This window comes from Pseudochrobactrum sp. Wa41.01b-1, from assembly GCF_019464455.1.
GTDB classification, from domain to species: Bacteria; Pseudomonadota; Alphaproteobacteria; order Rhizobiales; family Rhizobiaceae; genus Pseudochrobactrum; species Pseudochrobactrum saccharolyticum.
In genome coordinates, this window is sequence record NZ_CP080493.1 from 3,434,782 (window position 1) to 3,455,619 (window position 20,838).

23 protein-coding genes are annotated in these 20,838 nt (G+C 51.3%); 10 read left to right on the forward strand and 13 right to left on the reverse strand.

The annotated features are described in order from the left end of the window. The first annotated feature begins 41 nt into the window (after nucleotides 1–41). The 3 genes from K1X45_RS15680 to K1X45_RS15690 all read left to right on the forward strand — a co-directional run bounded on the left by K1X45_RS15680 (nucleotide 42) and on the right by K1X45_RS15690 (nucleotide 4,074). A complete protein-coding gene (locus K1X45_RS15680; RefSeq protein ID WP_220159397.1) occupies nucleotides 42–893 on the forward strand; it encodes a DMT family transporter in 852 nt (283 codons plus the stop codon). Nucleotides 894–995: 102 nt separating this feature from the next. Further along, on the forward strand, nucleotides 996–3,152 hold the full coding sequence (locus K1X45_RS15685) for a molybdopterin oxidoreductase family protein (RefSeq protein WP_220159398.1): 2,157 nt from the start codon (nucleotides 996–998) through the stop codon (nucleotides 3,150–3,152). A gap of 28 nt (nucleotides 3,153–3,180) precedes the next feature. After that, on the forward strand, nucleotides 3,181–4,074 hold the full coding sequence (locus tag K1X45_RS15690; protein WP_220159399.1) for an alpha/beta hydrolase: 894 nt from the start codon (nucleotides 3,181–3,183) through the stop codon (nucleotides 4,072–4,074). Between the two features lie 156 nt (nucleotides 4,075–4,230). Here the strand turns inward: K1X45_RS15690 and K1X45_RS15695 are convergent, their stop codons facing one another. From K1X45_RS15695 to purM, 3 genes are all read right to left on the reverse strand, one after another. After that, complete coding sequence (locus tag K1X45_RS15695) at nucleotides 4,231–4,743, reverse strand: DUF992 domain-containing protein (RefSeq protein WP_022712145.1); 513 nt, start codon at nucleotides 4,741–4,743, stop codon at nucleotides 4,231–4,233. A gap of 233 nt (nucleotides 4,744–4,976) precedes the next feature. After that, complete coding sequence (gene purN / locus K1X45_RS15700) at nucleotides 4,977–5,618, reverse strand: phosphoribosylglycinamide formyltransferase (protein ID WP_213597304.1); 642 nt, start codon at nucleotides 5,616–5,618, stop codon at nucleotides 4,977–4,979. Further along, on the reverse strand, nucleotides 5,615–6,715 hold the full coding sequence (purM, locus tag K1X45_RS15705) for a phosphoribosylformylglycinamidine cyclo-ligase (RefSeq protein WP_220159400.1): 1,101 nt from the start codon (nucleotides 6,713–6,715) through the stop codon (nucleotides 5,615–5,617). Before purM ends, purN begins: the two co-directional genes overlap by 4 nt. Nucleotides 6,716–7,262: 547 nt before the next feature. On the opposite strand from purM, the gene K1X45_RS15710 reads away from it, so the two are divergent. Together K1X45_RS15710 and hdaA are read left to right on the forward strand one after the other, a co-directional pair. Next, a complete protein-coding gene (locus tag K1X45_RS15710; RefSeq protein ID WP_051139079.1) occupies nucleotides 7,263–8,354 on the forward strand; it encodes an AI-2E family transporter in 1,092 nt (363 codons plus the stop codon). Nucleotides 8,355–8,601: 247 nt separating this feature from the next. Next, entirely contained in the window at nucleotides 8,602–9,330 is a 729-nt protein-coding gene (gene hdaA / locus K1X45_RS15715; protein WP_220159401.1) for a DnaA regulatory inactivator HdaA, read from the forward strand. Between the two features lie 5 nt (nucleotides 9,331–9,335). Here hdaA and K1X45_RS15720 read toward each other — a convergent pair whose 3' ends face one another. Then, nucleotides 9,336–10,238: a hypothetical protein gene (locus tag K1X45_RS15720; RefSeq protein ID WP_220159402.1), complete on the reverse strand. Its 903-nt coding sequence runs from the start codon at nucleotides 10,236–10,238 to the stop codon at nucleotides 9,336–9,338. Between the two features lie 300 nt (nucleotides 10,239–10,538). Here K1X45_RS15720 and K1X45_RS15725 point away from each other — a divergent pair, with 300 nt between their 5' ends. The 3 genes from K1X45_RS15725 (at nucleotide 10,539) to K1X45_RS15735 (ending at nucleotide 12,022) form a co-directional block, all read left to right on the forward strand. Further along, nucleotides 10,539–10,991, forward strand: coding sequence for a hypothetical protein (locus tag K1X45_RS15725; RefSeq protein ID WP_225687525.1), 453 nt, complete (start codon nucleotides 10,539–10,541; stop codon nucleotides 10,989–10,991). A gap of 224 nt (nucleotides 10,992–11,215) precedes the next feature. Then, nucleotides 11,216–11,671 carry a GNAT family N-acetyltransferase gene (locus tag K1X45_RS15730; protein WP_022712140.1) on the forward strand — a complete coding sequence of 152 codons (456 nt, stop codon included), beginning with the start codon at nucleotides 11,216–11,218 and terminating at the stop codon, nucleotides 11,669–11,671. A 96-nt stretch (nucleotides 11,672–11,767) separates the two neighbouring features. After that, a complete protein-coding gene (locus tag K1X45_RS15735; protein WP_022712139.1) occupies nucleotides 11,768–12,022 on the forward strand; it encodes a DUF2171 domain-containing protein in 255 nt (84 codons plus the stop codon). Between the two features lie 66 nt (nucleotides 12,023–12,088). Here the strand turns inward: K1X45_RS15735 and K1X45_RS15740 are convergent, their stop codons facing one another. Beyond that, nucleotides 12,089–12,703, reverse strand: a complete 615-nt coding sequence (locus K1X45_RS15740; protein ID WP_022712138.1) for an isoprenylcysteine carboxylmethyltransferase family protein — start codon at nucleotides 12,701–12,703, stop codon at nucleotides 12,089–12,091. Nucleotides 12,704–12,851: 148 nt separating this feature from the next. After that, nucleotides 12,852–13,184, reverse strand: coding sequence for a YnfA family protein (locus K1X45_RS15745; RefSeq protein ID WP_022712137.1), 333 nt, complete (start codon nucleotides 13,182–13,184; stop codon nucleotides 12,852–12,854). Between the two features lie 254 nt (nucleotides 13,185–13,438). Here K1X45_RS15745 and K1X45_RS15750 point away from each other — a divergent pair, with 254 nt between their 5' ends. After that, nucleotides 13,439–13,984: a hypothetical protein gene (locus tag K1X45_RS15750; protein ID WP_255560455.1), complete on the forward strand. Its 546-nt coding sequence runs from the start codon at nucleotides 13,439–13,441 to the stop codon at nucleotides 13,982–13,984. 60 nt (nucleotides 13,985–14,044) lie between these two features. Here the strand turns inward: K1X45_RS15750 and K1X45_RS15755 are convergent, their stop codons facing one another. Then, nucleotides 14,045–15,160, reverse strand: coding sequence for a choloylglycine hydrolase family protein (locus tag K1X45_RS15755; protein WP_083646831.1), 1,116 nt, complete (start codon nucleotides 15,158–15,160; stop codon nucleotides 14,045–14,047). A gap of 184 nt (nucleotides 15,161–15,344) precedes the next feature. On the opposite strand from K1X45_RS15755, the gene K1X45_RS15760 reads away from it, so the two are divergent. Continuing rightward, complete coding sequence (locus K1X45_RS15760; protein WP_370627049.1) at nucleotides 15,345–16,181, forward strand: hypothetical protein; 837 nt, start codon at nucleotides 15,345–15,347, stop codon at nucleotides 16,179–16,181. Nucleotides 16,182–16,235: 54 nt separating this feature from the next. On the opposite strand, the gene K1X45_RS15765 is transcribed toward K1X45_RS15760, so the two are convergent. The 6 genes from K1X45_RS15765 to K1X45_RS15790 all read right to left on the reverse strand — a co-directional run bounded on the left by K1X45_RS15765 (nucleotide 16,236) and on the right by K1X45_RS15790 (nucleotide 20,801). Beyond that, nucleotides 16,236–16,793, reverse strand: a complete 558-nt coding sequence (locus K1X45_RS15765; protein WP_220159403.1) for a cysteine hydrolase family protein — start codon at nucleotides 16,791–16,793, stop codon at nucleotides 16,236–16,238. A 125-nt stretch (nucleotides 16,794–16,918) separates the two neighbouring features. Further along, entirely contained in the window at nucleotides 16,919–17,512 is a 594-nt protein-coding gene (locus K1X45_RS15770) for a type VI secretion system-associated protein TagO (RefSeq protein WP_220159404.1), read from the reverse strand. A gap of 92 nt (nucleotides 17,513–17,604) precedes the next feature. After that, nucleotides 17,605–17,991, reverse strand: coding sequence for a hypothetical protein (locus K1X45_RS15775; RefSeq protein ID WP_022712129.1), 387 nt, complete (start codon nucleotides 17,989–17,991; stop codon nucleotides 17,605–17,607). A gap of 105 nt (nucleotides 17,992–18,096) precedes the next feature. Beyond that, on the reverse strand, nucleotides 18,097–18,843 hold the full coding sequence (locus K1X45_RS15780) for a GGDEF domain-containing protein (protein WP_022712128.1): 747 nt from the start codon (nucleotides 18,841–18,843) through the stop codon (nucleotides 18,097–18,099). Nucleotides 18,844–19,322: 479 nt separating this feature from the next. Beyond that, nucleotides 19,323–20,348, reverse strand: coding sequence for a tyrosine-type recombinase/integrase (locus K1X45_RS15785; RefSeq protein WP_220159405.1), 1,026 nt, complete (start codon nucleotides 20,346–20,348; stop codon nucleotides 19,323–19,325). 231 nt (nucleotides 20,349–20,579) lie between these two features. Beyond that, on the reverse strand, nucleotides 20,580–20,801 hold the full coding sequence (locus tag K1X45_RS15790; protein ID WP_220159406.1) for a hypothetical protein: 222 nt from the start codon (nucleotides 20,799–20,801) through the stop codon (nucleotides 20,580–20,582). Nucleotides 20,802–20,838: the final 37 nt, after the last annotated feature.

The following is a 20,838-nucleotide window of genomic DNA, read 5'->3' on the forward strand; positions in this document are numbered from 1 at the left end:
AAAAGTGATAACCGCCTCCGCGGGGAAAAGAAAACGGCGCTATGTCTGGTTTTGTCGTTCTGATCGTTCTTTTCGGCGCATTGCTGCATGCGAGCTGGAATGTCATCGTCAAATCCGGCACAGATAAATATCTCAATGCCGTTCTGGTCTGTGGTGCTGCTGGTCTGGTGGCGCTGGTGCTGATCCCGTTTCTACCGCTGCCATTAGCCCCTAGCTGGCCTTATATGATTATATCAACCGTTTTTCAGGTCTGTTACCTGTTCATGGTTGCTGCCGCCTACAGCAACGGGGATATGAGTCTGGCCTATCCGCTGATGCGCGGGACGCCGCCTTTGCTGGTCGCTATGGCTGCGGGTCCGCTGATCGGTGAAGTGCTCGGTGCCGGACAATGGCTGGCAATCGGGTTTATTTCCTGTGGTGTCTTAACAATGGCACTTGGCAGCCGCCGGAAAACGGCGGCAGGGCAAAACACGTCCCGCACCGTGATAATCGCTCTGGTCAATGCCTTATTCATTGCAGGATATACGCTGGTGGATGGTATCGGTGTGCGTGTATCCGGCAATGCAATATCCTATACGCTCTGGGCATTCCTGTTTAACGCAATCCCCGTGGTGAGCTGGGGGATATGGAAATACCGCGGACAGCTTGTCGGGCATATCAGGCAGCGCGGCCATCTGGCGATGATCGGCGGTGCAGGCACACTTGGCTCTTATGGTCTGGCACTCTGGGCAATGACCATGGCACCGGTTGCGATGGTTGCAGCCTTGCGGGAGACCTCAATCCTGTTCGGCATGATCCTCTCTCTCTTTTTGTTACGGGAGCATATCAGCCTGAAACGTCTTGCCGGAGCTTTACTGATTGTCTGCGGCACAGTGCTGATGCGGCTGGTCTGACAGGACTGATATCCGATAAAAATAAAGCTGTGCTGATTTATCGTCTGTCGGAACGGCTATATTTTTGTATGGTGCTAAAATAACTCCTTCAGGAATTCTTACATGACATTGCGCGTTGCACCCCAAATCGGCCATTCGGCCTGTCCGCATGATTGCCCTTCCACCTGCGCGCTCGATGTTGAAATTCTGGACAGCCATACAATCGGGCGTATTCGCGGTGCCAAGGATAACAGCTATACGGCTGGCGTTATCTGCGCCAAGGTCGCGCGTTATGCCGAGCGCGTTCATCATCCTGAACGCATGCTGAAACCGCTGATCCGCAAGGGTGCCAAGGGAAGCGGGCAGTGGCAGGAAATCTCATGGGCTGACGCACTGGATCTGACCGCAGAGAAATTTCTCAAAGCCGAAGAACAATACGGTTCCGAGAGTATCTGGCCGAATTATTACGCGGGAACCATGGGGCTGGTGCAGCGCGATTCTATCAACCGTCTGCGCTATGCCAAAAAATATTCCAATATGTTTTCCAGCTTCTGCACCAATCTGGCATGGACAGGCTATATGGCCGGCACCGGTGCCCTGCGCGGGCCTGATCCGCGAGAGATCGCCAAGTCCGATTGCGTGGTGATCTGGGGAACCAATGCCGCCGCCACGCAGGTCAATGTCATGACCCATGCGGCACGCGCCCGTAAAGAGCGCGGTGCGAAAATCGTGGCGATTGATGTTTATGAAACCGCGACCATCCGGCAGGCGGATATCGGCATTGTGCTGAAACCTGGCACAGACGGGGCTTTTGCCTGCGCGGTGATGCATGTGCTGTTTCGTGATGGTCTGGCGGATTGGGATTATCTCAACCGCTATACGGATGCGCCTCAAGCACTGGAGCAGCATCTGCAAAGCCGGACACCGCAATGGGCGGAAGCGATCACCGGTGTATCTGTTGAGGATATTGAGGCTTTTGCTCAGCTGGTGGGAACGACAAAACGCACTTATTTCCGTCTGGGCTATGGTTTTTCCCGCCAGCGTAATGGCGCGGTGAATATGCATGCTGCCTCCTGCATTGCGGCTGTAACCGGTGCATGGACGCTGGAGGGCGGCGGTGCTTTCCATTCCAATTCCGGTATTTTCGGCATGGATAAGTCGGAGATTGAAGGCTCCGCATTTGCCGATCCGTCGGTCAGATCGCTGGATCAGTCGAAAATCGGCCGTGTGTTGACCGGTGACGCAGAAGCGCTCTATGGCGGGCCTCCGGTGATGGCAATGCTGATCCAGAACACTAATCCGGCCAATGTTGCGCCGGAACAGCGTCTGGTGCGGCAGGGCTTTATGCGGGAAGACCTATTTACCGTGGTGCATGAGCACTTCATGACCGATACAGCGAAAATGGCTGATCTCGTGCTGCCTGCCACGATGTTTCTGGAGCATGATGATATTTATCGCGGCGGTGGTCAGCAGCATGTTTTGCTAGGTGCCAAACTGATTGAAGCCGCGGGTGAGGCCCGGGAAAATATCTATGTTATCAATGAACTGGCCAATCGCTTAGGCGTTGGTCATCTGGATGGTTTTAATCTGCCAGCGCGTCAGCTGGTCGATAATCTGCTGATTAAAAGCAATATGCCGGATTTTGAAACCATGCGGGAGCAACGCTGGCTTGATAAGCAGCCGGATTTTGAAAAGTCCCATTATCTCGATGGTTTCGCATGGCCTGACGGTAAATTCCGCTTTCGTGTGGACTGGCAGAAACAAACGTCACCGGATCGCCCGCCGCAAGCTATGGGGCTTCAGGGGCCTTTTGCGGACATGCCGGAATTTCCGGATTATTGGGCAAGCAATGAGCTGGCCGATCCGCAGCATCCGTTTAAACTGACCACATCACCGGCACATAATTTCCTCAACTCGACTTTTGCGGAGACACCAACCTCTCTGGCAAAGGAAATCCGGCCACAACTGCTGATCCGCGACGATGATGCGGCAGAGCTGGGATTGGAAGATGGTGCGCGGGTACAGATCGGCAATCAGCGCGGTGAACTGGTACTACATGTCCAAATCCAGCAGGCCAATGATAAATTGAACGGAGCCAAGAAACTGCGTCGCGGTGTTGTGGTTTCGGAAGGCCTGTTCCCGAATTCATCTTTTGAAGGCGGCGAGGGGATTAATATTCTGACCGGTGCGGATGCGGCCGCGCCGCATGGCGGAACGGCGTTCCACGATATTAAAGTCTGGATCAGGCCTTTCGAGGAGAAGACAGTTCAGGCTGCATAGACCGGAAACAGAGCGGGGGGCATGAATTATGACAGGAAGTAATGCTGCTCCGCGACGGCGCTGGTGGTTGCGCGGTTTGCTGATCGTCATCTTGTTAGTCTGTGCCTATATTCTTGGTGCGGCTTTCTTTGTCCGCTCCGTTTTGGAAAAAGTGTTGTTTGTCGGAAACCTGTCGTTTCCGACCCAGACGCATGATCCGTATCAACTGGGTTATCGCGGTGATCCGCAGCAGGCTTTCGGCATTGCGTTTGAGACCGTGCACTTTACGGGCGAGCTGGGCGAGATGCCTGCATGGTTTGTACCGCCCGCTAAGACTGCGATTTCACCGGAGATTGCCGCGATTTATGTGCATGGCATTGCCGGTCATCGGGAGGATGGCTACCGGCATATGTCCGTGCTGCGTGAGGCCGGTATACCGGTTTTGCTCATCAATTATCGTAATGACGATAATGCACCGCAATCCTCCGACGGCATTTATAGTTTCGGTTTAAGCGAATGGCGTGATCTGGACAGCGCTGCCCGCTATCTGCGCCAGCGTGGATTTAAGCGGCTTATCATTGCCGGAGAGTCACTGGGCGGCGCAATTACCGGCGCATTTTTGAAGAATATTGAATTGCAGGATCGTGTTCGGCCTTATCAGATTGAGGCGCTGCTTCTTGATTCACCGGCGCTGAGTTTTGCAATGGTTGTCCGGCATCATATACGCAACCTGCATCTGCCTCTGAGTGGTCTGATAGAACCTGTCGCTCTGAAGTTATTTGCCTATAAGCATGGCACGGATTTACAGCAGGCGGACAGTCTGAATGCAGTTGCGAATTTTAACGGCAGGCTGTTTGTCTCTCATGGCAGCGGAGATCGTATTGTGCCTGTCAATATCAGCGATACGCTTGTGACATCGCGCTATAATCTGACCATTATCTGAAAACCCATGCAGATCATTTGCAGGGCTGGCATGAAAATCCCGAGCGCTACCGGCAGGCCATGCTTGAGTTTTTAAAACCGGTTATTGAGAAATAGTCTTTAACAAAAAAGCCCGCGCCGGTGACAGCGCGGGCTTTGTTCAAAGCATAGCTAAAAATTAGCCTTCGTATTTCAGGCGGAAGTTGGAAAGTGCAACAGCAGCATTCAGACCCTTCTGACCCTGAATGGAGATCGGCTGCAGGGAAATATTCTTCCATGTGCCACCGGTCAGGACATTGGTGCCTGCTCCGATACCGATCGTTGCATTGGCTGATGCGCCGACATAGCTGCCGCGCAGTGCGCCTTCAGGGCGAACGGTTGGTGCCCAAACGGCCCATGCCAGCTGGCCGGCATTGTAGAAGCCGATATCCACACCGATTTTGGTGATCTGGCCGCTATAGCGCTCGGCAGGTGCGCCGCGCTGTGCAGGCTGGAATACGCAATCCAGATCCTGACGGCTGCCAATGATAACACCGATTGACGGCTGGAAATCGCAGGTCAGAACGCCGACTTCCGAACGTGGCTGAACAACGGCATTACGGGAGGAAACCATGTCGGCAGCAGATGCTGAAACAGCAAAAGTACCGGCGGCAAAAAAGGCCATAAGTGCAACAGAGTTACGGAGAGACATGATATCTTCCTCTTCTTATTTTTAGACGCATCCATGAAAGTGTAAAATGGCTTTCGGTAAAGATGCGTGTTGAAACTACAGTTAAAGCGTTTGAACGCTCAAAGTCTCTGCCTGAAAAGCAACCATAATGACGGGAATCATCTGATTGCTGAACATGCAGCACAAATGTGATATGTGGCTATTTAGGGTAATATCGTGGCACGTTAAGAGGAAATTAACAATTTGTTATTTCATCACGCGCTAATGAGTATCTGTGTTGCTGAATTGCCATGTTTTTCAGAACCGGAAGCCATAGCGAAATTACGCAGAGCCTGCGGATAGAGCTGATGCTCTGCGGTCAATACGCGTGCTGCCAGCGTTTCAGCCGTGTCACCCTCGGTAATGGCCACCGCTGCCTGCGCAACAATCGGGCCTTCATCCATACCTTCAGTCACCAGATGTACGGTGCAACCGGCCAGTTTCATACCGGCATCCAGCGCACGCTGATGTGTGTGCAGACCCGGAAACAGCGGCAGGAGGGAAGGGTGAATATTGAGGATACGTCCTTCATAAGGCGCAATGAATCGGCCGGATAGCAGGCGCATATAGCCTGCAAGGCAAACTATATCCGGAGCGATTGCAGCCAGTTGCGCAAGAATGGCATCTTCATGCGCTTCTTTGGAAGCATAGTCTTTGCGGACAAAAACATGGGTCTTGATGCCTGCGGCCTGTGCTTTCGCCAGACCGCCGGCTTCTGCCTTGTCGGAGATGACGGCAACAACTTCTGCCGGATAATCCGGTGCCTGTGCCGCGCGGATCAGCGTCTCCATATTGGAGCCGCCGCCGGAGATAAAAATGACCACGCGTTTGCGCGGTGCTGAAGGCACGTGGCTCATAGGGAAAGTGTGCCCTGATAAACGACGCCCTGATCTTTTGCCTCACGCGCAATCATGCGGCCGAGTGTGACAACAGTTTCGCCTTCGGCTTTCAGTGCCTGAGCAACAGTTTCCGCTTTGTCAGCAGAGACAACAACAATCATGCCGATGCCGCAGTTGAAGGTGCGCAGCATTTCATGGGCTTCAACACCGCCGGTTTTGGCCAGCCATGAGAAAACAGCCGGAACCGGAATCGCAGACAGATCAATTTCAGCCGCCAGTGCTTCCGGCAAAACGCGCGGAATATTGTCAGGGAAGCCGCCGCCGGTAATATGCGCGAGTGCTTTAATCGCGCCGGTCGAGCGGATAGCCGACAGCAGGGATTTCACATAAATGCGGGTCGGGGTGAGCAGGGCTTCACCCAATGTCTTATCGGCAGCAAAAGGTGCTGCATCCTGCCAGCCAAGGCCGGACAGTTCAACAATGCGGCGTACCAGCGAGAAACCGTTGGAATGAACACCGGAAGAACCAAGGCCGAGAATAACATCACCGGCTTCCAGATCACCGGCAGGCAGCAGCTGACCGCGCTCTGCGGCGCCAACCGCGAAACCGGCGAGATCATAATCACCGTCGCGGTACATGCCTGGCATTTCAGCGGTTTCACCGCCGATCAGCGCACAACCGGATTGCAGACAGCCTTCGGCAATGCCTTTAACAATCGCTACACCCTGTTCAGGATTGAGTTTGCCGGTGGCAAAATAATCGAGGAAGAACAGCGGCTCTGCGCCCTGTACCACGAGGTCGTTGACGCACATGGCAACCAGATCAATACCAACTGTGTCGTGACGATCTGCATCAATAGCGATTTTCAGCTTGGTGCCGACACCGTCATTGGCCGCTACCAGAACCGGATCTTTAAAGCCTGCGGCTTTCAGATCAAACAATCCGCCGAAGCCGCCGATTTCCCCGTCAGCACCCGGACGGCGCGTGGAGCGCACCAAAGGCTTGATCTTGTCGACCATGCTGTTGCCCGCATCAATATCCACACCGGCATCGGCATAGGTCAGGCCATTTTTCGCGTCAGCGGCTGCAGGGGATGGGGTTTTCGACTGTGGCATTGGTAGCTCCCGATACACAGCGCAGCCGTAAGGCCGATGGAAGAACGGCAGGGCAGGCTGCGGTTAATGCTTCAAGCAGGCGCAATGACACGAGATTGCTTTATCCGCAAGCATCTTTCGTCATTTTTAACTGATAAACACCATGTTATGAGATGAGCAGAGCATATGTCGCAGTTAATTTACTCTGTCGCTGCAATGAAAGCAGGTGTGATAGGTCCTAGAGCGGTTTACGTCCGGATTGGATCATCGCGCTCGCTCTGGATTCTTTATTTGGTTGCATTATCACAGCCGTCAAGTTGATCCAACTTGACATAATCAAGAAGTCAAGTTGATCCAACTTAACTGTGAAATGCTCTATCTTGACCGGAGGCTGAAATGCGACATATTCAGACTTTTTAAGCAATGGCGGTTTTATATGAGCAAATCGGATACCACACCACCTAAATCGCCATCCCCCCGTGCATCGCGGGCAAAGTCGGAGGCGCTGGTAAAAACCACGCCGCAACAGGTTATCATTCCCGCGACTGAGAATGAAGTGCGTCTGGATGTGCAGGTCAGTGCACTCGGTGCAACCGTGCGTAAACAGGCTTTTTTCTGGCTGTTTGCAACGGTTGTTTTTGTTCTTTTCTTGACCGTGTTCAGTTCCATTTTGCTGCCCTTTGTAGCCGGACTTGCTCTGGCTTACTTTCTTGACCCTGTGGCCGACCGGCTTGAGCGTTTCGGGATGTCGCGTCTGGTAGCAACCGTGGTTATCCTGATTACCTTCGTCTTTGTGTTGGTGCTGGGGCTTATCATCATCGTGCCGGTGCTGGTTACACAGCTGGCCGAGTTCATTTCGAAATTTCCGGGTTACTTTACGCAGCTTCAGTCGCTGATTGCCCATCAGGATTCTGAATGGCTGCAGAAATATCTCGGCATTAACAGCACGGTCATCAAAGATAATCTGAGCGGATTTCTCAAGCAGGGAGCCGGCTTTCTGACCACTTTGCTGCAATCGCTGTGGAATTCCGGCAAGTCGCTGATTGATATTGCCGGTCTGTTTGTGGTGACACCGGTGGTTGCGTTCTACATGCTTCTCGACTGGGACCGCATGGTCAATACGATTGATTCATGGGTGCCGCGCGATCATGTGAAAACTGTGCGCCAGATCGCCCGTGAGATGAATGATGCGATTGCCGGTTTTATCCGCGGTCAGGGCACGCTGTGTCTCATTCTCGGAACATTTTACGCTGTCGGCCTGACGCTTACCGGTTTGAATTTCGGCTTGCTGATCGGCTTGTTCGCCGGTCTTATCAGCTTCATTCCCTATATTGGTTCGATTGTCGGTCTGGTGCTGGCAATCGGTGTGGCGCTGGTGCAGTTCTGGCCGGATTGGGTGATGGTTGTTATCGTCGCCTGTGTGTTCTTTGCAGGCCAGTTTATTGAAGGCAATATTCTGCAACCGAAACTGGTGGGCAAATCTGTTGGCCTGCATCCGGTATGGCTGATGTTTGCTCTTTTTGCCTTCGGTTCGTTCCTTGGCTTCACGGGGATGCTGATTGCTGTGCCTGCTGCGGCGGCAGTCGGGGTGCTGGTACGCTTTGCAATCGGGCGGTATCTGGAATCGCCGATGTATAAAAGCAGCAACGGAGAAAACTGAGCCGGAAGTTTTCAACAGCTTTGTCCACAGGCTTGTGGGTCACGGGGATAAGCTCAGACAACCGGCGCATTCGTGCCGGTTGTGCTTTTCTAAAGGGGGGAAAGCAGTTACTGCATCATTCTGACCTGTATTTTGAAGATTTGACAGGTTCTGTGATGGAACAGCTTGAACCCCGCCCCGAAATCATGTGATGAATTTGTATGATTTGTATGCAGGCCGGAATTCGGGCTAATAATTTTGGGTAATTATGTCTGCTGAGCACCGACAAATGCCGCTCATTCTTCAGCATGAGCCAGGCTTTACGCGCGATGATCTGGTTGTCACCGGATCGAACCGTGCGGCTGTCGATCTGATTGATCGCTGGCCGGACTGGCCGTCGCCTGTCGCGTTGCTTGTCGGACCAGCCGGAGCCGGTAAGACGCATCTGGCCGCCATCTGGCGCAGCCAGAATGATGCAGCAATCCTCGATCCGCACGATATTGATGCACAGTCACTGGAAATCGCTGCACAGCGACCGGTGCTGATTGATGATATCGGTGCAGAAGCTTTCGATGAAACCGGTCTGTTCCACCTGATTAACACCATTCGGCAAACCGCAGGCAGTTGCGAAAAGGGTCAGTCGCAGGCATCATTGCTGATGACGTCGCAATTACAGCCGTCGCAATGGAATGTGTCACTGCCTGATCTGGTCTCCCGCCTGAAAGCGGTGACAATTGTCGATATTTCCGAGCCGGATGATTATCTGCTGAGCACAGTGATTTACAAGCTGTTCGCCGATCGTCAGGTCAGTGTTGATCCGGCGGTTATCAGCTATATTGTCAGCCGTGTTGAGCGCTCGCTCGACAGTGTGATTGTGCTGGTTGATCTGCTCGATCATATGGCTCTGCAACAAAAAAGCCGGATTACCAAAGCGCTGGCAATACAGGCTTTGCAGGCAATGGCAGATGCATTGCCTGACACTTCATCTCAAAACTGATTTTTCTATTTGCCGACCGGCTGTTGCGGATAAACCGGCGCAACCAGTCTGCTATTCTGTGTTTTCGCTGTGGTGCCACTATTGTTTGGTACTGCGGCAGGGCGGATTGACCCTGTGGTCATACCGGAATGTTGAGACGCTTGCGGTGCGGAGACTGCACGAAATGAGCGTGCCTGGGCTTGTTGATTTTTGATAATCAGCTGATCTTCCTGCACCCAGCCAATAATATTGGTGGATGGTACAACCACGCGGTGCCAGCGTCCGACCTTGGCATAGGAGCGCATCTCGCGGCCTTTTTCGACGCGGCCGACAGTCTTGGCCTTATCCCATGCTTTTTCGTGAATGGTCAGATCCTGTCTGGCAATAATTGCTTTCGGCACTTTGAATGCACCACTGGCATGACGGCTGTTGTCATCCGGTGCGGATTTTCCGACCGGAGGTAAAGCGGGCATCGTGTTCTGCGGTGCAGGTTTTGGCGGTACGATCTGAACTGCTGCCGGTTTGCTATCCGGACGTGGCGCAAGAGCGGCAACCTGTTTCGGAGGTGACTTCTGTTCACTGGCAACGCTCTGGCCGATATTCAACGGCGGCCTGCGTATCGGAGACGGCGGTGTCACAGCCGGTTCAGTATTTCTGGCGGTCTCCGCATTCCTGCTCTGAGACTGCACCGATCTGCGTTCTGAACTGGCTGTAGCAGTCGAACCGGAACGGGATGCGGAACTATTGGTCGCTGTGCGGAACAGGCCTGATACGCTGGCAGACGGGCTGCGGCTTTGCGATGTCGCCCAGAGTGCTGCAGCACCAATCACCACAATTGCACCAACGGTCAGAACAGCCGTCGTGGACTGTCCCGAGCTTTTGCCGCGCGTCGAGCGCTTTTTGCGGGAAGTGGTTTTTCTCGGAGCCATATGTCTGCGCCTTTATATCGGTCAGCATTCAGATGCACTGAACCAAGCTGAGTATTTCGAATCTGCCAGTCTACAAGCTACCGCGCGAATCTTCGTATTTGGTTACTATGCTCACCTTTTGTTCTCTGTGTCCGGCGTAAAATAACTTATTTTCGGCACAATATCGGCCAGAAACAGTCCCGAAGCAGGCGCAGCATTTTTGCGCGGCCGCTTCTGACCGCGCCGGATTAACCAGCCATCTGCAGCTGACCATTACACACGGCCCGTGTGCAGAGGAAAATATGGAGCGTATGAAACAAAATGAAAAAGCTTGTTTTGACATTGAGTGTTCTCGGCACCGTTCTGGGATTGTCAGCAGCGCCGGTCTTTGCGGGACAGACCGCAGCCGCTGCCTCGAAAACTGACATGACAAAAATGCAGCATGGCACGGATAAGGCTGCCGGCGGGCCGGGCATGATGATGGATGCGGCAGGCGGAAAAATTCTGACCACTGCAGAAGGGCACACGCTGTATACGTTCGACAAGGATAGCGGCGGCATGTCCAATTGCGATGCCTCATGTCTGAAAATCTGGCCGGCTTATCATGCCTCCGCTAAAACCAAAGCGGTTGCGCCATGGTCCAAGGTGAAAGCTTCAGACGGTAAGGACATGTGGGCTTATAACGGCAAGCCGGTTTATACCTATATTAAAGACAAGAAAGCCGGTGATATGGAAGGCGATGGTGTCGGTGGCAACTGGCACGTTATCAAATAAAATTTGTGTTTCCGCTCTGATATAGGTCTTGCTCATCAGGTTGAAATATTTGATGGGCAGGACTTTCTGTGTGCTAGAGCGCCATGTGCCAGACTTGGCACACAAAGGACGCTCTAATACTTTAAAATTAGAGCATAATTTCACCTTAAACTGATCCAGGTTTAAGGAATTATGCTCTATCTTCCCTGCGTAACAGGAATGGAAAATTGTCTTGAGGGAGTGATATGGCACATATTTTTCGGCGGGCTGAAGAGCGGGATCTCATTGAAATTGTGGCCATGCTTGCCGATGATGTTTTGGGGGCAGCGCGTGAGGATCAGTCCGTTCCGTTGAACAAAGCCTATCTGGATGCCTTTGCCGCAATCGGGCGGGACGAGAACCAGTTCTTGCTGGTTGTCGAGGCTGACGGGCAGGTTGCCGGTTGTCTTCAGCTCAGTTTTATTCCGGGTCTTTCAAGGCTTGGGATGTGGCGCGGGCAGATTGAAAGCGTGCGGATTGCCCGTGATTATCGCGGGCAGGGCTTGGGCAGGCAGATGCTGGAATGGGCAATCGGTCAATGCAGGGAAAAAGGCTGTGGTCTGGTGCAATTGCACACGGATGTCTCGCGCAAAGATGCGATCCGTTTTTATGAGCAGCTTGGTTTTAAAGCCAGTCACGCCGGAATGAAGCTGGCTCTCTAAAATATTTGCAATCATTTGCATCGAATATGCTGCTGCTGCGTTATTGTCAGACCGGAGTATTTTCTCTGAACCGCTTTGAAACAGGAGATACAATCAATGGTAGATACTGCAAAAATCAAAGAGCATTTTGAAGTGATCGGTGCAGACGGTGTTCACGTTGGCATCGTCGATCATGTGGAAGGTGACCGTATCAAGCTCACGAAAAACGATGCCGGCGCACATCATAAGCACCATCATTATATTTCACTGGGGCTGGTTGCAGATATTGAGGGCAACAAGGTTCGTCTTTCAGCCAATGCTGATGTTGCGATTACATTCGAGGAAGAGAAAGACGGTAAAGCCGCTATGTGAAGCTGCTCCGGTTCTCCGATAATCAAACCCGCCATTTCCTGAATGGCGGGTTTTGTTTTGCAACATTTAATAAGTGTAGAAAAGGATCGGAATAAACCCTGCGGTCTGTAAATGCTCGACCGTTTCGAAAAACGGGAATGCAACAAAGAACACCAGCCCGTCAAAGAACGTATTATAGAGCGTTTTCGGACGGATGGTCAGGGTTTCCACATCTCTGTAACCGGAGAAACGCGGGAAAAAGCGCGGCACTTCAAGCTTATAATCGCGATAAGGCTGGCCGAAAGTGTTTTCGAGATAGCCTTCCTCGGCAAGAATAACGAACAGGAATGTGATGTAGCAGGCGATTGTCAGCAGGAGCGCGACACCGAGACTGCCGGTGAGGCAGCCGATACCAAATGCACCGATTGTGCTGAAAACATAAAGCGGATTGCGGCTCAGGGAATAGGGGCCGGTGCGAATGATCTGCGCGCCTTTGTGCCCGCCGATATATAATGTGCACCACATGCGGCCGAGAATGGCCACCATGATAAAACCGAGGCCGAAGGCCTCAATATATTCATGAGTACCGCGCGGCCATGCAGAGCGTACGAAAAGCAAAGCAAGGAATAAGAGAACTATAATAATCGCTACGGCAAGGCGCCGGCGTGCCTGATAGCGGCTCATTTCTTTCATGGATTGCATTGGGCAGGACCTGTGTCTGTGGATTTACTATCATGGAAACAGAGTCATTATCGCAGAGAGGATCGTCTGTTATGACGATCACATATCTGTTCTTCAGAAAGCGGATTATTTTATGTCCGTATTTATTCCTTGCCCGAATGTAGACGATTTAACCGCGTGGCCCAAACAGGATGATGCCTGCACCGGCGAGTGCCAGCATACCGCCGGTAATGTCCCATCTGTCCGGCGAGAAATCCTCTGCCAGCCGCAGCCATAATAATGAGGCGATAATATAAATGCCGCCATAGGCCGCATAGGCACGGCCTGCAGCCTCAGCATCAATAAATGTGAGCAGCACAGCAAACAGGATCAGGGATGCAATGCCCGGCAGCAAAAGCCATACGGGTTTATCCAGTCTCAGCCATGCCCAGAACGCAAAGCACCCTGCAATTTCAGCAACCGCAGCCAAAGCATAAATAAGAATCTGTGAGACGGGGTTCATAGCCGGCGGTACTCCTGATATCTGCATGTAATCTCATAAAGCATAATAATCTTACCGGTTTAAGAAATCGCACAATCATTTCAAAACGGAACAGAGAGTGATGAGATTGTTCATTTCCTGTTCAATTTCTGTGTTCTAGAACCTGCACTGCGAGCGTATATTGGTGAGACTGCTTCGGTGGCCGGAAACTGTATCTGCTCTGTTTTTTTAAAGGCTTCACCATGAGCATCAGCTCATACAGGAAGGAAATTCAAATGAGCACAATGTCGATTGCGACAAATCTGTCCCGCGCCGTGTTGTTTCTGGCAGTCGTTGCCGGTGCTTACACAGTTGATACCGGAACAGCATCAGCTCAGGAAGTACGGCAATGTGCCTCTGAAGGGGGCGTGTGCCGCATTCCTTATCCGACAGAAGTAATTTACGGCAGCGGAAGACGGGCAACATCGCGCTTTATTAATCAGCCGCAGGTGCGTTGCTCGAACTCCGTCTTCGGCGACCCTGCATATGGCAGAGCCAAAACCTGCTCTTATGTTGTTCGTTATGACGGACGTGACCGCGGCGGTTACGGACGCGATCGTGACGGGCGTGGCGGTTATGGACGGGATCGTGATAATGACCGTGAATGGCAGCGTTGTGCACGGGAAGGCCAGTATTGTGATTTCTCCGGCCGCAAGCGCGTACGTTACGGCACACAGGATCGCTTTGTTGAGCGTGTATTCCGTGGCGGCGTAAATTGTGACAACCGCACATTCGGTGATCCGGATCGCGGCACAGCGAAGAGCTGCTATGTCCTTGATTGAGATTGATGCATAGTGAACCCGATAAAAAAACCGGAGCTTTTCAGCTCCGGTTTTTTGTTTTTACTTGGCGAATTCAACAGAAGGTGGTGTGATCTTCGGGCTGAGAGGTGCTTTTTTCAGCTCTTTTGCATCCAGATCAAAGCTTTTGATATCGATGCCGCGCAGAACCTGATCATCATACATTTTTACATAGTATTTTTGATTTTTCAGATCGGCAATCGTTGACCACTGGGTGTATTCCAGCGGAATTTTCAGCTCTTTCGCGGTCTGAATCCAGCCTTTCGGAATATCGAAATTGTTGAGAATGTGCTCGGTCAGACGCACAGCATCGTCACCGCTTGGCTGTTTTTCAACTGTTTGCACATAGGCCGCGGCGCGCACAAAGCGCGATGGCGGGGTCGAGTCACCCGGAATGCCAAGCAAGCCTGATCCCTGACCCAGCGGTGAGAATGTCGTGCCGGCGATTTTGAGATCCGGTGCATTGAGCGGCGACATTTTCAGGAAGTTTCTGAGATTGGTCATATGCCAGTCAAAAGACGGCGAATTGGTCATGACGCCCACAGGATTGTCGTAAATCTTGAGCTTGCCATCAACCGGTTCAATCACAATCGAAGCGCCGCTGGCATCATGAATTGTATAATGCAACGGTGGCGCAAACCCCATTTGTGGCTGAACGACATTAATGACGCTCATATCCTGAATGGCGGTTTTGACTTCTTCAACGGTTGCGAAATTGGTCAGAACCCAGCTCAGAACATCCCATGGTGCCAGAGATTTTTCTTTGTCGGTTTTGGAACCGTCGGCATAGCCTGCAAATTCAGGGAAATACAGAACGCCGCCGGCAAGACCTTTTTCATTCATACCGTCAACAAGAGTGGTCTCGCCAAGGGCATTCATGCCGATGGCAGCATATTTACCCTTCCAGCTCATACCGGCTTTGCCGTCGGCACCGGTTGTGTGCAGCGTATAGGCGCGCGGAATAACCAGAGCATTGGACTGCAGCTCAATTCCGAATTCCATAGTGCGGGCATAAATGCCGCTGCCGTCTGTTGTCGGCAACAGGAAGCTGGTGCAGGCAGCTGCCGCATAGGGCGCTGAAACAGCGGCAATAACAGTCAGGGCGGTGGCTGATTTTACAAATTTGTTCTTAAGGAAGTACGGGAAGCTCGGTTTCAAAAGGATGCTCCTTCCAGAGAAATGGACAAAAACTTTTATCACGCTTTGTGTGAATCAGATATGAAGAAATCTATTGAAAAATTGGTTTAATCTTGATCTTATTCTGGTGGTTTCTCAAAGTGTAAATATAGACAGTGCAGTTATATCGTTTTGCAGGCATTGCTTATTGAGGGGCGATAAAAATATGAAGTGTTTATCAGGAATCAGTACTGCACATATTATCTTTGCCGCATGTATAAGTGCTGCAAGCATCGCCAGCGGACAGGCTTTGGGGGCCGATATTCTGGCGCCGCAGCCCGTTGCCAAATTTGATGAGCGACGCTGGAAAGTGATTGTCAGTCCTTATATCTGGGCGGCTTCTCTGGATGGTCATGCCAATATTATGGGTCGCCGTACCAATATTGATGTGCCTTTCTCGGATATTTTCGAAAATCTTGATTTCAGCGCCATGGGCAATGTGGAAGTCACAAACGGCCTCTATGGGGTGTATTTTGACGGACAATATACCAAAACCAGTCAGGATGAATCATTCCATGACCAGACTTTGGGAGCGGATGTTACGATGACAACGCTCTCCGCCGGTGCGTTTTTCCGTGCGGTTGAAGTACCGCTGGAAGGCGAAACTGTTTTCGGTACGCAGCGGGTGTTTGCGATTGAGCCGACTGCCGGTCTGCGCTGGACGCAGCTTAAAGTCAATTTCATGCTGGATCGCTGGTCTGAGCGTCGTAAACTGGAATGGACGGATCCGTTCGTCGGAGCGCGTATTCAGGCGGATCTGACGGATCGCTGGCATTTATTTGCTGAGGCGGATGTTGGTGGTTTCGGTGCCGGTGCAGATTTGAGTGCGCAGGGACAGGCCTATCTCGGCTATCGCACGCATATCTTTAATCAACCGGCACTACTGCGCTTCGGCTACAGGGCGCTGTATCAGGATTATGATGGGGGCGATGTGCTCGGTCACAGATTCAAGTGGAATGTTACCGAGCACGGGCCTGTTGCCGGTGTCTCACTGGTTTTCTGAGCTTAATGCCATTGGCCGCTTGCCTGTTTGATCGGGCAGGCGGCTTGTTTTTGTTCAGAAGCTGATTTCATCAGAGGGCTTAACTGCTACGGATGCAGCATCGGTGCCAAAGCCATTCAGTGTTTCATTATGGTGCTTTATAATATCCGTATAAAGCAGAGTGTCGGAGTCACCCGTCATATGACCATCTGCAAGCAGGGTCACGTCATAGCCCAGTGATATCGCACGTCTCACTGTCGTATCAACGCAGAACTGTGTCATGCAGCCGCCGGTAATGAGATGCGTGACACCATGGTCTTTCAACCGGTCTGCCAGCTCTGTTTCGAGAAATGAATCCGAATATTTCTTGTGAACAAGGATATCATTGCCCGTGGCAGCGATTTCCGGACGCAATTCCCAGCCTGCAGTATCCTTTTCAAGTCTGTGACCTTTGGCGCCGTCATGCTGGATCAGAAAAACAGGGATATTGGCATCATGTGCCTTTTGCTTCAGCGCCTGAAGCCTGAATACGGTTTCATCCAGCGCGGCTTCAAGTTCAGGCATTCGTTGCGCTGACGCTTTACCGGCAATGATTGCCTTCTGAACGTCGATAATCAGGAGTGCAGTTGTCATTCTGTCAGAAACCTTGCCTTGGAATTTGTCTGCGATGCTTGTGTTATAAAATAGCAGAAACCGGACCAGAGACTAATTAAAATGGTTAGAGCGAGTTTTGCATGCCAAGTCTGACACACGGCACTCTATTGATAAATATCCCGCTCGCAGGCTTTCGCAATTTTCGCAGTAATATCTTCAACATCAGCCAGATCAAACATAACCTCGACAGGCGGAGTGTCGATGCGCACCGATAGCATGCTGTTGTTTTTCAGCTGTTTTATGAAGGGGACAGATTCTTCATCAGACCACAGGCCGACGGACATGAAGTTAGCAGAGCGCTCCCAAAGCATGGTTTGCGAGGCTTCATCGCCTGTTCTGTGAGTGACTTTGGTGGTTTCTGCCGCGCTTGAAGTGCCGGTCGTAAGAATTGCTGAAATTGTGGAATTATGACAGCGAAGCCCAAGAGCAACCGAGTCGAGCATGACTATTTTATTTTCACTGCCTCTGGGCAGCAGAAAAGCGGATATTTGCGCGCTGTCATCAATAGGGGATCTGTCTTCAGAGATGTGCCAGCTCTGAGATAGTGAGGGCTGATTTGTTTTTGGGAAAAGCTTGTCAAAGCAGGCCAGCCGCTGCGCAGGCTCTTCAATCACGCTGCATGAATTTGCTGAGGTCTGGGCTATGGCATTGGTTGCCCATAATGCAAATATGGCCATACCGGTCAGTATTATGCGCATTGATGCCCCCATGCAGCGCCACAAAAACGGAACAGATGAGCAGAGTAGCTTTGCTGATCTGCGGTGCTGTTCCGCTTGTTTTTGTTTTCAGATTAAGCTGATTTTTTGCGGCGCAGAAGCGTGGCAATGCCGCCTAAGAGCAGGCCGAGACCTGCGCCGATCAGGCCGAAGCTTAAGGCATTGGAACCGATATCGGACTGGTTGGCTGATGCAATAGAGGCCGCTGCTGTTGTAGCATCAGAGCCCCCGGCTTTTGCGTCCATCATTGCTACCATGCCTGGCTCGGAGCATTTAGGCAGAAGTGAATTCTTGGCTTCCGCGCTGTTAGCATAAGTATCCGATACGATTTTTTCGCATCTTTGCTGATCGGCAAGCGATACAGAGCTGGTGCCGAATTGCAGATACAGACCTGCTGCAAGGACGAGAACGCCGAGGCCGGTCAGGATAACAGGGCGGGATGAGGAATTTGCCTGAGCCATTAAGATTACCTTATTATGTTATAATGTTCGGAATAGAGTTGGAGTTTTATGCCAAGGCAAGTCTTTTTTCAGAATGAAGTGCTGAAAACAGGCAGCTATCAAGCATTATGCAATAATCAGATTGCGCCCCTGCCGCTTGGCAATGTACATTTTCTCATCTGCCTCCAGTAAAGACTGATCGAGATTGAAACCGGCCTCGCACAAAGTGACGCCGATACTGGCAGTGATGCTGACAGTTTTATTGTCGGAAGCGACAATGCGCAGAATACTTATTTCCCGACGAATATTTTCTGCATATTGATAGATGAAGCTGACATCCGCGCTGTTGATGAAGACGCCGAACTCCTCACCGCCAAGCCTTCCGGCAAAGCCGTTTCTCAGACTCAGGCGATTGAGCAGTGCGCCGATACGGCGCAACGCCGCATCGCCGGTTGCGTGGCCATATGTGTCATTGATGGTTTTGAAATGATCGAGATCGATAAACAACAGACCGCCGGTTTGCTGACTGTTGCTCGCTGTGATGAGCTTGTCAAAAAAAGTCGAGCGGTTCAGGACCCCGGTAAGACTGTCTTCGCGCGAATGTTTGATGAGCAGCGCATTGGCTTTTTCAAGCTCGCCCTGAATTTCCAAAGCTTTATTTCGCGCAATCCTGAGGCGTTCAGTATTCAGATAGTGCAATGCAGACATCGGAATAGCAGTCGCAAGCGGGCAGACAATCGTCATGATCAGTCCGGCTCCGGCCAGTTGCCCTCCCATCATAGGGACAAAAATACTGGTAATAATGAGGGTAAATATAAGCGCCAGCGCACCTGTTGCTAATGCTTTGAATAGAATGCGCCAATAATTAATCATATTTCGTGCTTCAGTATTGAAAGTCCGGCAGGAGAGAAATCGCGGGAGTTACTTTTAGCACGCCAGCTTCATTTTCTATAGATACTAATGAAACTGATTTTTGCGTCAGTCACGCAGCTTTTGTTACAACGGAAATATTATGAGATATCAGCTCAAAAGATAAGAAACTTCATTCTTTAAATGAGCTTTTTGTTTTTCTTCGGGGAAGAGCAGCTTCTGGCTGTGAATGACAGTTATTTGCGTATTTGAATCACCGCAACGCAGCGGGATAAGACTTAAACCGGACAAAATAACGGAAGTCTGCAATCTGAAATCTTATGTAAAAGGCTGCGTGAATGGCGATCCCGACTGGATTCGAACCAGTGACCGTCGGCTTAGAAGGCCGGAACTAATTTAATTAAAACAATGCTTTAAATGTAAAATGAGGCTTTTTGGCTGGTTAGAAGATCAATGGGTTGCAGTGATTTTGTAAACTAAAATCACTGTCCCTTTTTCTCCATTTTTAGAATCACTGCGTCGTTAGTTTGCTCATCATGTGCGAGATAGTGGGCTTCCAGTACTCTGGTCACGTCCTTGATAGAATGGCCGGAGGCTGCAGCAATTTCCTCAACAGTGGCTCCGCTTCTACGTGCCTTTGTGATGAACGTTCCTCGCAGGTCATGGAAGGTTACGCCGCTGATTCCAGCTCTTTTAATGGCGCGACCCCATGAGGTCTTAAAGCCGTCGCTTGTCCATGGTGTCCCCTGACTGCTGGTGAGTATTGTTACGGACTGTTTATCCATAGAATCGAGCATTGTTTTTAGGGTTGAATACACGCGAATTGTAACGCGCTTTCCTGTCTTAGATTGCTTTAGCCGGATGTGTTGTCCGTCATATGCAGACCATGTGAGATTAAGAAGGTCGCCTTGTCGTTGGCCTGTCCATAAGGCCAGCATCAGGGCGTGTATCAGGTTGTCGTTGAGTGCTTTGCTCGCAAGTTCGATTTGTTCATCTTTCCAGATGATATCGGCGCGAGTGCCTTTCCAAAGTCTACCGCCGCCCGTGCATGGGTTGCGGGTTATCAGCTCCATATCAAGCGCCCATGAAAAAACACGCTTCACCACCGCCCATGCTCTGTCGGCTTTGCGTGGTGTTTGCGCCATGGTATCTCGCCAGTCCTTAAAGACAGATCTTGCACCGTGCTCATTGAGGGCGATGATCGGCATATCACCAAACTCGGATGACAATTGAGCCAGAAAAGGATCATAATCCCTTTGGCTGACTGCACTGAGATCTGTGTAAGCCGGTGAAGTCTTATACTGCACAATCAGGCCAGCAAGGCTGTCGTTATCTGGTTGTACGGCTGCTTTGGATATTGCGTGAAACTCAGAAACAAATCCCGCAGGATCTCTGATCGGATCCACCATAAGACGCGGACCACCTCGCCATGCATAGTAGTACGTTTGCGTTTTGCCACCGGCCAAACGCTTTTTGACTTTATGCAGCCCTTTAAGTGGTACGCGCATGTTTCCGTGCTTTCCATGCCTCTAAGGCAGACATATTAGAATAATCGGTATTGCGATCCAATGAAGTTAACCATTCATCAAGGCGCAACCGTAAAAACCTTTGTCCCCGCGTTGAAGGTGTGAGCGCCACCGGTCTGACGGGGCAGACTTCCTTGAAGGTTTCTGTTGAGAGGCCGCAATATGCTGCAGCCTGATTTAAGGGCATAGCTGCAGGCCAGTAAGGCTGGTTTTTCATGTTCTGCCTCGTTCTGGTGCGGTTGGTGAGACTGTAGAGAATACATCATCGCGCGCATCAAGCATTGCCTTGGCGTACAGGAAACGTGCCTTTTCTATGGTGATGTCGGTGAGCTTCCTGCTTCCTCCGGCTGCGTTGTCTCTCCACTTCCGATGACGGTCAATATCCTCTTGTGTGGCATTCAAAGCTAAATGATTGATCAGTTCATCCCTTGTCATTGCTGGCCGACCTTTTTGACTTCCCAACAAAATAACC

Excerpts from the sequence above, each read along its gene's own strand:
- K1X45_RS15680 (WP_220159397.1), top strand. The coding sequence starts at position 42 with ATGTCTGGTTTTGTCGTTCTGATCGTTCTTTTCGGCGCATTGCTGCAT.
- K1X45_RS15685 (WP_220159398.1), top strand. The coding sequence starts at position 996 with ATGACATTGCGCGTTGCACCCCAAATCGGCCATTCGGCCTGTCCGCAT.
- K1X45_RS15690 (WP_220159399.1), top strand. The coding sequence starts at position 3,181 with ATGACAGGAAGTAATGCTGCTCCGCGACGGCGCTGGTGGTTGCGCGGT.
- K1X45_RS15695 (WP_022712145.1), bottom strand. The coding sequence starts at position 4,743 with ATGTCTCTCCGTAACTCTGTTGCACTTATGGCCTTTTTTGCCGCCGGT.
- purN (WP_213597304.1), bottom strand. The coding sequence starts at position 5,618 with ATGAGCCACGTGCCTTCAGCACCGCGCAAACGCGTGGTCATTTTTATC.
- purM (WP_220159400.1), bottom strand. The coding sequence starts at position 6,715 with ATGCCACAGTCGAAAACCCCATCCCCTGCAGCCGCTGACGCGAAAAAT.
- hdaA (WP_220159401.1), top strand. The coding sequence starts at position 8,602 with ATGTCTGCTGAGCACCGACAAATGCCGCTCATTCTTCAGCATGAGCCA.
- K1X45_RS15720 (WP_220159402.1), bottom strand. The coding sequence starts at position 10,238 with ATGGCTCCGAGAAAAACCACTTCCCGCAAAAAGCGCTCGACGCGCGGC.
- K1X45_RS15725 (WP_225687525.1), top strand. The coding sequence starts at position 10,539 with ATGAAAAAGCTTGTTTTGACATTGAGTGTTCTCGGCACCGTTCTGGGA.
- K1X45_RS15730 (WP_022712140.1), top strand. The coding sequence starts at position 11,216 with ATGGCACATATTTTTCGGCGGGCTGAAGAGCGGGATCTCATTGAAATT.
- K1X45_RS15735 (WP_022712139.1), top strand. The coding sequence starts at position 11,768 with ATGGTAGATACTGCAAAAATCAAAGAGCATTTTGAAGTGATCGGTGCA.
- K1X45_RS15740 (WP_022712138.1), bottom strand. The coding sequence starts at position 12,703 with ATGCAATCCATGAAAGAAATGAGCCGCTATCAGGCACGCCGGCGCCTT.
- K1X45_RS15745 (WP_022712137.1), bottom strand. The coding sequence starts at position 13,184 with ATGAACCCCGTCTCACAGATTCTTATTTATGCTTTGGCTGCGGTTGCT.
- K1X45_RS15750 (WP_255560455.1), top strand. The coding sequence starts at position 13,439 with ATGAGCACAATGTCGATTGCGACAAATCTGTCCCGCGCCGTGTTGTTT.
- K1X45_RS15760 (WP_370627049.1), top strand. The coding sequence starts at position 15,345 with ATGAAGTGTTTATCAGGAATCAGTACTGCACATATTATCTTTGCCGCA.
- K1X45_RS15765 (WP_220159403.1), bottom strand. The coding sequence starts at position 16,793 with ATGACAACTGCACTCCTGATTATCGACGTTCAGAAGGCAATCATTGCC.
- K1X45_RS15770 (WP_220159404.1), bottom strand. The coding sequence starts at position 17,512 with ATGCGCATAATACTGACCGGTATGGCCATATTTGCATTATGGGCAACC.
- K1X45_RS15775 (WP_022712129.1), bottom strand. The coding sequence starts at position 17,991 with ATGGCTCAGGCAAATTCCTCATCCCGCCCTGTTATCCTGACCGGCCTC.
- K1X45_RS15780 (WP_022712128.1), bottom strand. The coding sequence starts at position 18,843 with ATGATTAATTATTGGCGCATTCTATTCAAAGCATTAGCAACAGGTGCG.
- K1X45_RS15785 (WP_220159405.1), bottom strand. The coding sequence starts at position 20,348 with ATGCGCGTACCACTTAAAGGGCTGCATAAAGTCAAAAAGCGTTTGGCC.
- K1X45_RS15790 (WP_220159406.1), bottom strand. The coding sequence starts at position 20,801 with ATGACAAGGGATGAACTGATCAATCATTTAGCTTTGAATGCCACACAA.